Source organism: Anisomitus miae (SeqCode), from assembly GCF_054906395.1.
On record NZ_JBRACL010000006.1, the window covers coordinates 266,523 to 280,058 of the forward strand.

At 28.5% G+C, this 13,536-nt stretch carries 13 protein-coding genes; all 13 read right to left on the reverse strand.

Translation table 11 applies throughout. The annotated features are described in order from the left end of the window. Nucleotides 1–4: 4 nt before the first annotated feature. Nucleotides 5–1,339: a tRNA (N6-isopentenyl adenosine(37)-C2)-methylthiotransferase MiaB gene (gene miaB / locus AALI31_RS03935; RefSeq protein WP_489885223.1), complete on the reverse strand. Its 1,335-nt coding sequence runs from the start codon at nt 1,337–1,339 to the stop codon at nt 5–7. A gap of 113 nt (nt 1,340–1,452) precedes the next feature. Next, a complete protein-coding gene (locus AALI31_RS03940; protein WP_489885224.1) occupies nt 1,453–2,181 on the reverse strand; it encodes a phosphatase in 729 nt (242 codons plus the stop codon). Nucleotides 2,182–2,218: 37 nt separating this feature from the next. Then, nucleotides 2,219–3,169, reverse strand: coding sequence for a spore coat protein S (locus tag AALI31_RS03945; protein WP_489885225.1), 951 nt, complete (start codon nt 3,167–3,169; stop codon nt 2,219–2,221). Between the two features lie 64 nt (nt 3,170–3,233). Further along, nucleotides 3,234–3,599 carry a hypothetical protein gene (locus AALI31_RS03950; protein ID WP_489885226.1) on the reverse strand — a complete coding sequence of 122 codons (366 nt, stop codon included), beginning with the start codon at nt 3,597–3,599 and terminating at the stop codon, nt 3,234–3,236. 73 nt (nt 3,600–3,672) lie between these two features. Next, nucleotides 3,673–4,824, reverse strand: coding sequence for a hypothetical protein (locus AALI31_RS03955; protein ID WP_489885227.1), 1,152 nt, complete (start codon nt 4,822–4,824; stop codon nt 3,673–3,675). Between the two features lie 170 nt (nt 4,825–4,994). After that, the gene (gene spoIVA, locus AALI31_RS03960; RefSeq protein ID WP_489885228.1) at nt 4,995–6,476 is read right to left on the reverse strand and encodes a stage IV sporulation protein A; all 1,482 of its coding nucleotides are present in this window, start codon (nt 6,474–6,476) and stop codon (nt 4,995–4,997) included. A 124-nt stretch (nt 6,477–6,600) separates the two neighbouring features. Next, nucleotides 6,601–7,599: an NAD(P)H-dependent glycerol-3-phosphate dehydrogenase gene (locus tag AALI31_RS03965; RefSeq protein ID WP_489885229.1), complete on the reverse strand. Its 999-nt coding sequence runs from the start codon at nt 7,597–7,599 to the stop codon at nt 6,601–6,603. Then, complete coding sequence (der, locus tag AALI31_RS03970; RefSeq protein ID WP_489885230.1) at nt 7,596–8,918, reverse strand: ribosome biogenesis GTPase Der; 1,323 nt, start codon at nt 8,916–8,918, stop codon at nt 7,596–7,598. The genes AALI31_RS03965 and der overlap by 4 nt, the downstream gene beginning before the upstream one ends. Nucleotides 8,919–9,236: 318 nt before the next feature. Next, nucleotides 9,237–9,422 (reverse strand): flagellar FlbD family protein, encoded by a 186-nt coding sequence (locus AALI31_RS03975; protein ID WP_489885231.1) that lies wholly within the window; start codon nt 9,420–9,422, stop codon nt 9,237–9,239. Nucleotides 9,423–9,484: 62 nt separating this feature from the next. Then, nucleotides 9,485–10,333, reverse strand: coding sequence for a flagellar hook assembly protein FlgD (locus tag AALI31_RS03980; protein ID WP_489885232.1), 849 nt, complete (start codon nt 10,331–10,333; stop codon nt 9,485–9,487). Nucleotides 10,334–10,358: 25 nt separating this feature from the next. Further along, a complete protein-coding gene (locus AALI31_RS03985; RefSeq protein ID WP_489885233.1) occupies nt 10,359–11,768 on the reverse strand; it encodes a flagellar hook-length control protein FliK in 1,410 nt (469 codons plus the stop codon). Nucleotide 11,769: 1 nt separating this feature from the next. Next, entirely contained in the window at nt 11,770–12,207 is a 438-nt protein-coding gene (locus AALI31_RS03990; RefSeq protein WP_489885234.1) for a flagellar export protein FliJ, read from the reverse strand. Between the two features lie 14 nt (nt 12,208–12,221). Further along, nucleotides 12,222–13,535, reverse strand: a complete 1,314-nt coding sequence (gene fliI, locus AALI31_RS03995; RefSeq protein WP_489885235.1) for a flagellar protein export ATPase FliI — start codon at nt 13,533–13,535, stop codon at nt 12,222–12,224. Between the last annotated feature and the right edge of the window lies 1 nt (nt 13,536).

Below are 13,536 nucleotides of genomic sequence, written 5' to 3' on the forward strand. Positions count from 1 at the left end.
ATTTTCAAACTTGAATACCTTCCAAAGAAAATGACTTTGGTTTAGTTATTTTAACATTTACTATTTTATTTATAGAACTCACATCTCCACTAAAGTTGACAAGTTTACCATTATTTGTTCTACCAGAAATTTTAGAATTATCAGTTTTAGAAACTCCTTCAACCAACACTTTAACGATTTTATCTTTATAGCCATTATTTATTTCTGCACATATAGAATTCACAGTATCGACTAACCTATTAAACCTTTCATGTTTAATATCATCGGGAATTTGATTAGGCATCATATCAGCACGAGTATATTTTCTATTGGAATATATAAACATGAACGCTGAATCATATCTAACTTTTTTTACAAGATCTAAAGTCTCTTTAAAATCTTCCTCTGTTTCGCCAGGAAAACCAACAATTATATCGGTTGTTATCGCAATATCTGGAATAAGCGATTTTACCTTGTCAATTTTACTTAAATACTCTTCCTTTGTATAGTGCCTATTCATAGATTTCAATATCCTATTTGATCCGCTTTGTACAGGAAGATGAAGTTGATTACAAACTTTTTCAGAATTAAGCATCGCATCTATTAGTTCATCTGAAAAATCCTTTGGATGAGATGTCATATACCTTATTCTTTCAATACCTTCAATCTTATTTATCTTCTTAAGCAATAGAGGAAAATTTATATATTCGTCTAGTCCTTTACCATATGAATTAACATTTTGTCCAAGCAAGGTTATTTCTTTATACCCTTTTAATGAAAGTTTTTTTATTTCATTTACTATATCTTCAGATTTTCTAGATTTTTCTCTTCCACGGACTTGAGGCACTACACAATAAGTACAAAAATTATCACAGCCATACATAATGGTGACAAAAGCTTTTAACGAACTTTTTCTATCTATATCAATATTTTCTATTATTTCATTTGAACCAGACTCTATTTCAATAACACGTTCATCATTCATTATCACACGATTTAAATATTCGGGGAATTTATGTAAATTATGTGTTCCAAAAATTATATCAACAAAAGGATATTTTTTTGATATTTCTTGAGGAATACCTTTCTGTTGCATCATGCAACCACACACAGAAATTATTAAATCTTTCTTTTGATTTTTCAAATTTTTAAGTTGTCCTAAATTTCCATACACCTTAAGCTCGGCATTTTCTCTAACACAACAAGTATTGAAAATTATAATATCAGCACTATTTCTAACATTACATGGAGAATATCCCATTGACATGAGCATACCCGATAGTTTTTCAGAATCTTCCTCATTCATCTGACACCCCCATGTTTCTACAAAATAAAATTTATCTTTGTGAATAATACTCAATCTAAAATTGCTCTCCTTCTAAAAAATTATCGTATCTAAATTATATCACATATAATTCAAGTTTTAAATCTGTAACAACTACTGCAACAACATTAAGATAATTTAATATATACCTAGATAGCATTTTTACGTTTCTTAGAAATAAAATCTTTAAATTTATCAATATTCGTATTTATTATTAGATCAATAGGAAAATCAACTTCTCTCACAACTTGTAGAGCAAATTTATTCTCTCCGACATATGTACTAAAGTGTGCGTCACTTCCTATCGCTACAAAAGTTTGATATTTTTTGCATATCTTTAGTAATTTTCTAGCATTATCCCAAGTGTTTATTCTGCTACTCGTAGGACTTAATGAAGAATTATTTAATTCTATGAGTGTATCGGTCTCTTTTGCTTTTTTAACAATAGGCTCAAAATCTACGGGCACCTTACCATCTTCAGGATGTCCAACTATATTAACATAGGGATTATTCATAACATTTAAAAATGCTCTTGTGTTTTCTTCAACAGTTCCTGGTTTTATACACACAGTATGAAAACTCGCAATGGCAATATCAAACTTACTCAACACATTCTCAGGTATATCCACTTCACCATCAAAATTTAAAATGTTAAGTTCTGATCCCATAAAAATCTCAACACCATTTATATATCTATCTATAGCCTTAAAATTTCTGAAATATATTTCGTGGCAACTGCCAGGCATTTTAGGAGCATGATCTGTTATGCATAACAATTTCAATCCTTTTTCATGTGCAGAATGTGCCATTTCGCTAATTGTGCAATAAGCGTGACCACTTGCTATTGTATGAGCATGCGTATCAATCAAAAATCTCACAGGATGTCCTCCTACTTCTCTAAAAATAAATCATCTTTTAAAAAACGTTAAACTCGTATTCGTAGTACATTTTCAATTTTCTCAACAATCTTATTTCGTCTATATCTTTTCCTTCAAGATAAATTTTATTTGCAAATTTAACAAATTTATAAGGATATTTTACATAAAAATAAAATAAAATTTCTTCGATTTTACAAAATTTGTAATAACTATTATAAAATTTATAAATTTTATTCAATATCTTCATATTAAATTTATTTTTATACAAAATCCTTCTTCCAAACCTTGCTATATCATAAATTCTATAATTTAAAACTATACCACCAAAATCTATTAAATAGATGGCACCATTACTCAATATGAAATTTTGGTAATATAAACTGTTATGGCATATAATTTTGTTACTTTCAAGAAAATTAATACATTTTTCTAATTCTATAGCTTCTTTAATCTTAGATATATTAAATATTGCCTTATCTATATTATCATAGTAGAATTTATCAATAATATTAAATTGTCTTTTATCTGAAATTAACTTTTTTATTTTATATAAATTTAAAATGTCTTTATCAAAATTCTTTATCCAATTATAATCATCTTTCAAATCCATGGAAGAATAGTCGATGTTTTTTATAGATTCATGATAAAGGTATATAGTCTTTATACATTTTCTAATTTCAGACCAACTTCTAATATTGGCTTCTCTACCATCAATCCAGTCAAAACAAACGTAAAAATTATTATCTATCTCTATGAAAAATTCATTATTCAGATTGTAAACAATATTTTGTACATATTTGAAATTATTAGTTTTTAGGTAATCAATAATTTTTTTAGTATTAAAAAGCTTTTTTTTTGAGTTAAACTTTTTTACAATCAAACTTTTATCTTTTGATTTAATTTTATAAACGCTTCTGAGTTTTTGTATTTCATAATTATGTATACCATACTGATTTGCAATAGTAGATATATATTTTACAAAACCCAAATAATCAAATCCTTAATAAATGATATCTGTAGAGTTTATTAATAACTTCTTACAAATATTACATCTAAAAAAGACTGTACTTAAGATAATTAAATCTTTTAAGAGCTTGATTTAACTTTAAATACTTACATTTAAATATATTTTTTATATCGTTAAACTCATCAATTCGTAAAAAATAATTCTCAAAATCATCTTTTCCTAAGATGTACTTACTCCTTATAAAATCATTTGATATTTCTTCAATGAAATTATGAACTCTATTCTCTTTAAACTGAAATGGAGAAAATTTAAAATACACAATGTTATTTTTAGAAAGATCTATTTCGAAATCCTTACTAATTCTAAATTCCTCAGAGTCATCAATCAGGCTATAATTTATTTTCATAATATCACGATGGAAAATCCCATCATTTATAAGACAATAAACCATTAGATTAATCTTACTCCTTAAACAAAAATAATAAGTATTATTATATTCACATTTTTTTTATTTAGTATTAAAATTACTTACTGTTTAGTCTACAAATTAAATTATCAATATCTTGCTTAGAAAATCGAAAAAATATATTATTATGATTTATTTCTCTGCTAATATTACTCTTGAAAATTTTTCTAATTTCTTTGAAAATTTTATTTATATCATCAAATAAATTTAGATATATAAGCTCATATTCATAAGGAACATCAAATTTATTTGATTTTCTGATTTCATTAAATGGAAATAGGGTATTTGTTGCACAAATTTTAAAAACATCTTTACCAAAAGATTTTACATTTGATAAAAAATATATATATCCGGATTTAACTTTTTCTTCCTGGTATTTTATATACTTGTCCTTTTCCTTTAAATAAGAAATATGATTCTCAATTCTAATTAGTTTTTCTTGAATAATATCTTTTTTAGTTTTATCCATTTCTGTTAATAACTTTTCAAAATAAGACTTCTTTTTTTCTAGAGATTTTTTCATGTCTTTTTCAAATTTATTGCGTATAGAAACTATCTCTTTCCTTTTTTTATTATCCTTTAATCTTAAATTTTTATTTATTAGCTCTTTTCTCTTCATTTCAGCGTAATGTTCGTAAACATGAATTTCGTTTATATATGTTTCTATAAATTTTTCTGAGATCTCAAAATATCTTTCTTCACAGATATTAGTATAAAAACTTAACATCAAATTAAACAATTCTATATGTTTGTTCGAAGTTGTTATCAATACTCTATTTTTTATTGTTTCAAATTCCTTATTTAAGCCTCTTAAAATTACTTTTTCAAAATTAATATCTCTTGAAGTGTTTAAATAATCTCCGTATTTAAATACAGCATTTTGTTTTACCAAATCACTACGAGTGTTATGTATAGTTTTGATATTTGACTCAAATTCAATATTTTCTAAAGAACATTTACTATATCCTAAAATTTTTTCGTAATATATTTCCTCAAATTTGTACAATTCATCTTTATAATAATTGACTTTCTTATGTAAATCGTTGATCTTTATATTGACAGATATTTGTGTATCTTTTAGTAGTTTTCTTAAATTTTTCAATTCTAATTCAGCTTTTTTAAATTCTAAACTAACTTGATTTACATCATATTCAATCTCTTTGGATTCAATGTCTTTTGTATCATTGTTATTTTTGATAAAGTTAAACAATTTCCTAGAAACCTCACCTTATAAAATATTTATCGACAAATGATCAATAAAATTGTAATACCTTTGCACTGGATTCCATTATATATCAAAGTTGAATTTGAAAAAAGAGTTACCCAGATAAAAATTAAGCACTTATACGAAAATTACGTATAAGTGCTTAATTTGAATTTTTATAGAATTATACAAATTAATCCGCCGCTACCTTCATTAACAATCTTTTGTAATGTTTTTTGAATCTTAGCTTGGACATCCTCAGGCATTTTATATAATTTATTTTGAAGACCTTCCTTAACTAAAACTTCTAAACTTTTCCCAAACATATTTGATTGCCACATGCTTGATGGATCGTTCTCAAATTGTTCTAAGAGTGATTTAACAAGTTCTTCAGTCTCTCTTTCTGTTCCCATTATCGGAGAAATTTCAGTTTGAATATCTGCCTTTATTAAATGAAGGGATGGAGCAGATGCCTTTAATTTAACCCCATAACGAGTTCCTTGTCTTATTATTTCTGGTTCCTCAAACTTCATTTCAGAGAGTTGAGGTGCAACCAATCCATATCCCGTTTCTCTAACATCATTTAAGGCTCTTTCGACTTTATCATATTCAATCTTTGCTTTACATAAATCTTTAACGAATTCTAATAAATGTCCTTCATCAACTATTTCTTTTTCGCAAATCTCGCTTAAGATTTTGTAAAATATGCTATTGTGTATATTAAATCTCAATTTCGATTTACCAATTCCAAGATTTGTTTCAACTACATCTATACCACTTAAAAATTCATCTTTTTCAATCATATAATCAGATATTTTCTTAACATCACTTATTTTATCTATGTCCTGACTCATATCTTTAATCAAAGATACAAAATTATTTTTAAGCCAATGGTTTGAGTCAAGTCCATTTATCCAACTTGGTAGGTCAATATGAATTTCTTTAACTGGAAACTCCAGTAATATTTTTTCAAATAAATCTTCTATATGATTTTCTTCCATTTTCGCAACATCAATTGCAACAACTGGAACATCATATTTTTCTTCTAAGTTAATTCTAAGTTCTTGTGTTTCAATGGTGTTTGGATGTTTTGTATTTAATACAATTACAAATGGTTTATTTATACTTTTTAAATCTAAAATTACTCTTTCTTCAGCGTCAACATAACTTTCTCTATCTATTCCAGTAAATGAACCGTCGGTTGTAATAACAACCCCAACGGTTGAATGGTCTGTTATTACTTTTCTAGTACCAATCTCCGCAGCTTCTTCAAAAGGTATTTCTTCATCAAACCAAGGAGTTTTAACCATTTTAGGGGAATCATTTTCTAAATATCCTAAAGCTTCATCAACTATGTATCCAACACAATCAACTAACCTAACTTTCAATTTTATATTTTCGTTAAAGCTAATTTCTATAGCTTCATTTGGAATAAATTTAGGTTCTGTAGTATGAATACTTTTTCCTGATCCACTTTGTGGCAATTCATCTTTAGCCCGTTCTTTCTTAAAAGCATTTTCGATTTTAGGAATAACCATTTTATCCATGAACGTTTTGACAAAAGTGGATTTTCCTGTTCTTACTGGACCAACAACTCCAATATATATATCTCCTTGCGTTCTTTTCGATATATCTTCGTATATGTTTAGGTTTTCCAAAACTAACTACCTCCACGATTTTAAACTTAATCTATTAAATATGTATTTTCTTTTTTTCCATTTTATTCCAAATTAATTTTATAAAAGCTCTTATCCTAAAATAAGACAAGAGCTCTCTGTAAAGTTATATATTTAACATTTCATATTTAACATCATGGCACATCAATTTGTCTTCCACGTACTTTAAGTCTTTGTTATTAAACAAAAAATCATACAAGGATTTAATTATCGGAACTTCAATATTTTTTTCTTTAGCTATCTCATAAAATATTTTACACGTATTAATTCCTTCAACAGTCATACCAATTTCACAAATAGCTTGCTCTAATTTCATACCCTTACCAATTAAAAAACCACATCTTCTGTTTCTGCTGTGTTTACTTAAACAAGTTACTATTAGATCACCAATTCCGCTAAGACCTAAAAATGTCTCTATTTTTCCGCCTAGTCTTACTCCTATAGTAACTATTTCTTGTAACGAATGAGTTATAACAGCCGCACTTGAGTTATCACCATATCCTAACCCATTTATAATTCCAACAGCTAATGCTATTATGTTTTTCATTGCACCACCTAACTCTACGCCTATTATATCAGGATTAGTATAAATTTTCAAAATATCGCTAGACAAAGTATCTTGTACAAATTCAGCGTAACACATCTCTTTTGAAGTTGAAACAAGTGATGTCGGTTTTTTCAAAGCAATCTCTTCAGCATGACTAGGTCCAGATAAAACTACAATAGGATTACTCACAAGCTCTTCCTCTAAAACATCAGATAGACGCTTATGAGTTTTTTCTTCCAAGCCTTTAGATAAGCAAACAATCACTGTGCCATCCTTAACAGTATCTTTAATTTTTTTTGAAACCTCCCTGACTGCACGAGAAGGTATTGAAAAAAATATTATATCACTATAAACTACAGCTTCATATATATCATTCGTTGCAACGACATTTTCAGGAATTTCTATGTTGCTCAAATATCTAGAGTTTTTTCTAAACCTATTAATAGAATCTATTATTTCATTATTTCTATCAAACATCTTTACATTAAAATTATATCTAGAAAAAACCACGGCTAACGCCGTACCAAAACTTCCACTTCCTAAAAACGTCAAATTCATTTTTTATCTTTCCTCTCTTTATATTGTATATCTATTCCTGTTCCCTCAAAATCAAAACTTTCTCTAATTTGATTATGTAGATATCTGTTATAAGAGAAATGTAATGTCGATTTGTCATTTATGAAAAACACAAACTTAGGTGGTTTAATTCCAACTTGTGTACAGTAATAAATTTTAAGTCTTTTTAATCCAACTATAGGAGGCTCTTTAATCATCATGGACCTACCTATAATTTCATTTAATACTCCTGTTGCAATTCTTTTTGAATAATTCTCATAGCATTTCTTTACCACTGACAATACATTACAGACTCTTTGACCTGTTAGTGCAGATATAAATAAGTAAGGTGCATATGTAACAAAACTAAGTGAATTTTGCACTTTCTTCTTAAACGCATTATAGGTTTTGTTATCCTTATCTATCGCATCCCATTTGTTAATTAAAATCAATATAGCCTTATTTCTTTGATGTGCATAACCTAATATTTTCTCATCTTGTTCAGTTACTCCTTGAGTAGCATCTATAACTAACACACAAACATCACATCTATCAATGCTATACAAACTTCTTACTGCACTATAATGCTCAACGTTTTCCTTTATTTTTGATTTCTTCCTAAGACCTGCAGTGTCTATAAGAATGAATTTTCCTTCATCAGTTTCAAAATATGTATCTATAGAATCCCTAGTTGTCCCAGCCACATCGCTTACAATTGTTCTATTCTCGCCTAAAATTTTATTTATAAGAGAAGATTTGCCAACGTTAGGCTTTCCTACGACTGCCACCTTGATAATATCATTTTCTTCATCGTCATTTTCTATAAAATCGAAATGACACACAACTTCATCAAGCATATCACCTAAACCAAGAGCCTGTGTCGATGAAATTGAAATAGGTTCTCCCAGACCAAGTTCATAAAATTCATATAAATTCATTTCGTCTTTTTTAGAATCAATTTTATTAACAACTAGTACAATCCTCTTATTACTTTTCCTAAGCATTCGAGCGACTTCCCTATCCCCATCAACAAGACCAGCTTTACCATCTACAATAAAGATTATTACATCGGCAGTTTCGATTGCAAGCTCCGTCTGAATACGCATATTCTTAAACATGTCATTATTGGTTTTAAATTCTATTCCACCTGTATCTATTAACGTAAATTTATATTTCAGCCACTCGGCATCTCTGTAAATTCTATCTCTTGTGACTCCCGGAGTATTATCAACTATGGAAATTCTATCTCCTACAATCCTATTAAACAATGTAGATTTTCCGACATTTGGACGTCCAACAACTGCAACAATTGGTTTTTTCATTACTCATCCTCCATCTTTAGATTGGAACCCCAATACATTTTGTAAACTTAAAGTACAATAAACTAACAAATTCTATAATGCGTTTTTAGATTCAGGGTTTAAAAAAATAAGAACTGGACTGCTACATTTTCGCACTCCATACCCAATTCAAAAATCATATTAACAATATTTCAAAATTCATACATCGTAGATTAACAAAATATCCAAATCGTTCCTAAAATCTCGCATCTCATTATACCATAATTCCTTGAATTTTAAAAGAGAATTGACAAAAAAAGGATTATATTTGAATTAATATTCTAAAATAACATTTAGGAATTAATACTTATGTATTTTCCTATTGAACTCAATTATTTTTTCTAATACCTCGTCAGCCGTATCTTTTACTATATAAGTTTTACCGTTTAGCATAATGATTGCAGTTTCCGGTATCATTTCTATTCTTTCTATTTCATTGGAGTTGAGATAGAAAATTGTATTGTTGATCGTAGTAAGTTCAATCATAAGAATTACCTCCTAACTTCATTATTCTAATATAAAAAAATAAGAGTTGAAAATCAACTCTCTTACCTAATATTTTCATATTTCTCTCCATCTACCTCTAAGACCTTATCTAAATCCACAATTTTTATTTCTCCACTTCCTCTAACTTTCACTTTAAGTTTGATTGAATAATCTTCTACAATTACTCCTTTTACCTCTCCATCCATAGTCTCATAATCAGATGATGTTTCTCCACCATTATCAATTACAAATTTCACATTTTTATTCATCATACCTGCCCCAAGAAGCATTGCCATATTATTGTTTATATAATCCAATCGATTATCTTCCATATCTATTACACTTATTATGTCTTTATCTTCAAATTCTCCTATTGTAACTTGTCCCTTTTCATCTAAGTATTCTACACTAACCAACGTTCTTGATCCATTCTTTGCTACTGATCTTACAATTCCTGTTATGATTTGTCCGTTTTTATCGTACGCATTGAGCATTACTCCCTTTCCTATTAGCGATTGTGAAGCAAACGCACTCATGGTACTGTTTAAATTTGACATTTGTTCCATTGCTGCAAATTGTGCGAACTGTGAAATATATTCTGTGCCATTTTGTTCTTGAGTTGGGTCTTGATTGGACATTTGAGCTGCCAAAATTCTTAAAAATGCATTTTTATCCATGTCTTCTCCTGGTTGAATTATTTTTGTTCCTCTATCTGTCGTCTGTCCCCCGTAAATACTTCTTTCACTTAAAGAATTTCCTTTGTAAATATCAGTAGGCCTTTTAGAATTTTGATTTTGAGAATCTTTTAATACATTTTCAAAATCAAAATCATTGTTTTTTGTATCATTATTGACGGTCGCTTTACTATTGCTAACACTCATTGAATAAATACTTTTTTTACCTACATACATACATAAACCTCACAAAAAGTTTTACTTATACTAAAACTCCAGTTTGCAAATCTTCACCTTCATCTAAAACTCGATTGGTTTCAATTTTTATGTTATTATTTTTCTGACTATTGTCATTGGCATTGTTGCTATTTGGATTTTTTGAATTTGAATCAAAATCAAACTGTCCGATGTCAACGTGAATATTTCTAAGGTCTATTTGATGATTTTCTCTAACCATATTTTTAATCTGGGTAATAGTGTTATCTATGAGTTTCATAGCTTCACTTTGCTCGGCTCTTATGATTATTCTAACACTGTCTTTAATCACTTCATATTTTATATCTATTTTCCCTAGATGCTCTGGAGTTATCTGTATTGACATTTCGGATTTCCCATTATTCGACATGTATTTTATGTTATCTATAAATTCTCTTTGAAACTTGCTAACGTTGTTTGCATCGATAACTTTTTCAAAAGAAACATCTTGTAAATCACCATTCCTTATGATGTCGAAGTAATAATTCTCTATATTTGTATTCAAACCTGTATCGTCATAAATTTCCTTTAATATATTTGAGTCCCTCGTAGAGTTATTAATAGTTCCATTCATCGATCTAAAATTTACAACTTCATTTATAGAATTTCGAAATTCTTCTGTTGTTGATTGACTTAATTTGTTACTATTATCATGTACAAAAATCGAAGCATTTAACTTGTTTGTGATTTCATTTTTTAAATTCTTTAATAGCTCTTTGTCATTTAAAAATACTTCAGAGTCTAGTATCTTTAGTATGGGATTGTCAAATTCTCTTTCCTCAAATTTGATAATTTCATTTCTTAATACCATTTTAAAGTTTTCAGCACTATTAAAAATTTGATTTAGAACATCCCCATTAGAGATATTTTCATTTTTGATTTTTGTTTCATTACATCCAATAAAAGATAAAACCTTAGATAAATTTCCTTTATCTATTTTATTTGAATTATAAAATTTCTCAGAAACTGAATTGGGAATTTTCTTAAAATCAAAAACATTTCTACTCTTATCGCTATCAAAATAAATTAAATCTAATATATAAATCAACGATTTTAAATTTTCAAAATTTTCATCATCTTCCATATCCTCACTATGCTCACCATAATCTTTTTCGATTTTAACATCTTTAGTGTCTGTTTTATTTACATTAGCATGATGGAATTCTATATTAGAATTATTTCTTAGATCAATGTTCTCATCATCAAATGCACAATCAGAATTTTCATCACCATAATTACCATTTCTAGAATATAAATGATCATCTTTTAATTGAGAACTCTTTGAATTTTGATATTCAAAATGATTTGATTCGTCTAACAGTTCATCAAATCGAGTTTCTGTATTGTCACGCTTCATATTTTTAGAGGAGTTTTTATTCAAATAAAGATTATCAACACTATTAAAATTAACGTTCATGTTATTTTTCTCCTTCAAATTCTTTATAGTACATATTGATGGACAATTCATCCAAAAAACTTTGTTCTTCCTTGTCCTGCTCCCTCAAAAAATCTTCAAATTCCTTATCTCTCAAATTCTCTAAGACTTTTCTATTCTTCTTTTTGTCCTTATAATCCTCGAGTCTATGTTCATATTCTTCTTCCAATTTTTTTCTATCTTTCTTATTCAATTCAATAGAGTTTTCAAGGTATTGACCATAATTCGTTCTTATAATATCCTCAATTCTAGTAGTGCATTTTGCGAAATTATTTTTCCTATATAGATGATTTAGCCTATTTATATTTTCGTCAATAACTTTAATTTTTGTACCGATATCTGCAAATTTTTGAGAAGCTTCTTTCTCAAGTCTTAGTCTCATATTTAGTAATTTGTTTAGTGAATATTTGAATTTTTTCATAAATACCTCTGATATCAAATCAAATTATTAAATATCCCTTTTAAAATAGTTAAGTTTTGCTCATAATTAGTATTTTCAAACGTTGACTGTTTTAAATATTCATTTATTTGAATTATATATTGAATAGATTTATCGATTTCAGGATTGCTTCCGTGAACATACGCTCCTATATTTATTAAATCTTCAGCCTCCTTATAGACTGCTAATATATTTCTAACTTTTCCTGCTAAATCTGCGTGTTCATTAGAAACTATTTTTGACATAAGCCTACTTACACTTTTCAAAACATCAACTGCTGGATAGTGATTTTTCTGTGCTAAATCTCTCGATAGAACAATATGTCCATCTAAAATTCCTCTGACCGTATCTGCGATGGGATCATTCATATCATCACCATCAACAAGCACAGTATAGAAGGCAGTTATTGAACCATTATCTGATGGTCCTGTTCTTTCTAAAAGTTTTGGCAATATAGAAAATACCGATGGGGTATATCCTTTTGTAGTTGGAGGCTCACCAATAGCAAGACCAATTTCTCTTTGAGCCATAGCAAATCTGGTTACGGAGTCCATCATTAAAATTACGTTTTTACCTTTCTCTCTAAAGTATTCTGCTATAGCTGTAGTGACCAATGCAGCTTTTAAACGTATAAGTGCTGGTTCATCGGAAGTAGCACATACTATAATTGACTTTTTCAATCCAGCATCTCCCAAATCATGATATATAAATTCCTGAAGCTCTCTTCCTCGTTCACCTATCAAGCCAATCACGTTTACGTCTGCAGATGCATTTCTTCCAATCATTCCCATTAATGTGCTTTTACCAACACCAGATCCTGCAAATATACCAACCCTTTGACCAATACCACAAGTTAGTAAACCATCAATAACCCTGACACCTGTATGAATTATTTCTGAAATTGGTTTTCTATCAATAGCAATTGGAGGTTTATTATCTACTCTAAATTCCTCATAGTCTCTTAATTTTTTACCATCCTGAATTCTACCCAGACCATCTAACACACACCCTATGAGCTCATCTGAGATATTTAAGGATAACAATTTCTTTGTTGCTACAACTTTGCTTCCAACAGAAATACCTCTAACATCCCCAAATGGCATCAGTATACTTCTTTCCTGATTTATGCCAACGACTTCACATTCAATTTTCTCGTCGTAATCATTATGTATATAACAAATCTCTCCAACAAAAGGAACTATACCCTCAGCTTCTATGGTTAATCCAACAAGTCTTTTAACTCGACCTTCTGCATAAATAGGTTCGATTTTTTCGTAATCCTTTTTCATTTGCTTAAAGTCTATATACATA